Origin of the sequence: Actinoplanes solisilvae (assembly GCF_003999975.1) — a bacterium.
GTDB classification, from domain to species: domain Bacteria; phylum Actinomycetota; class Actinomycetes; order Mycobacteriales; family Micromonosporaceae; genus Actinoplanes; species Actinoplanes solisilvae.
Map to the genome: position 1 here is coordinate 1 of NZ_RJAC01000079.1, position 1317 is coordinate 1317.

General features: G+C 66.1%; 1 pseudogene. It reads left to right on the forward strand.

Annotated features, from left to right (window positions below):
- Nucleotides 1-52 precede the first annotated feature (52 nt).
- Nucleotides 53-1287, forward strand: a pseudogene (locus tag EER30_RS46650) (IS3 family transposase).
- The last annotated feature ends 30 nt before the right edge of the window (nt 1288-1317 follow it).

Below are 1317 nucleotides of genomic sequence, written 5' to 3' on the forward strand. Positions count from 1 at the left end.
TGTTTCGCCCCGGGTTTGATGGAGACATCGAAACCTGGGAGAAGATTTAGCTATGCCGGCACCGAAGAAGTACCCCGATGAGCTGCGTGAGCGTGCGACCCGGTTGGCGGTCGAGGCCCGCCGTGACCCGGCCAGCGCGGTCGGCGCGATCCGGCGGATCGCCGATCAGCTCGGAATCCATCCGGAAGCGTTACGCGGCTGGGTGAAGAAGGCCGAGATCGATGCCGGGGATCGGCCGGGCACGACCAGCAGCGACGCGGAACGCCTGGCCGCCCTCGAACGGGAGAATCGCGAGTTGCGCCGGGCGAATCAGATCCTGAAGTCCGCGGCGTCTTTCTTCGCGGCGGAGCTGGACCGTCCGTCGCGATGAAGGTCGCCTTCGTCGACTCCCAGAAGGCCGAACACGGTGTCCAGCCGGTCCTGCAGGCGCTCGAAAGCACGCCGGCGCAGATCGCACCGTCGACCTACTACGCCGCCAAAACCCGCCCCGCCTCTCCCCGGTCGCGGCGCGACGAGAAGCTGACGGCGACGATCGAGCAGATCCACGAGGACAACTACAGCGTCTACGGGGCCCGCAAGGTCTGGCACGAGCTGCACCGCCAAGGCGCGCCGGTGGCCCGGTGCACCGTCGAGCGGCTCATGCGCGCAGCCGGGTTACGCGGGCTGCTGCGGGATAAATCGCCGCGCACGACCCGGCCCGCCCCGGAGACCGGACGGCCCGCTGACCTGGTCAAACGTGACTTCACCGCAGAACATCCGAACCAGTTGTGGGTCGCCGATCTGACCTACGTGCGCACCAGCGTGGGCTGGGTCTATGCCGCGTTCGTGCTGGACGTGCACTCCCGCATGATCGTCGGCTGGCAAGTCGCCACCAGCCTCTACACCGATCTCGCGTTGGACGCGTTGAAGATGGCCATCTGGCGACGCCAGAACCAGGGCGCTGACCTGCGGAAACTAGTCCATCACTCCGACCGGGGAGTCCAATATCGAGCAATCCGCTACAGCCAGCGGCTCGCCGAGGCCGGCGCCGTCGCCTCGGTCGGCTCGAAAGGCGACTCGTTCGACAACGCGATGGCCGAGGCGTTCAACTCCCTCTACAAAGCCGAACTCGTACGTAACAAAGGCCCCTGGCGCGGCCTCGACGACCTCGAGATGGCCACCGTCGAATACATCGACTGGTACAACAACCGCAGGCTGCACGGCGAGCTCGACCACGTCCCACCCGCCGAACACGAAGCCCTACACGCGATGACCCACCCGGTCACCGCAACCCTGGAAACCAGCTAACCAACTCTCCATCAAACCCGGGGCTTGACA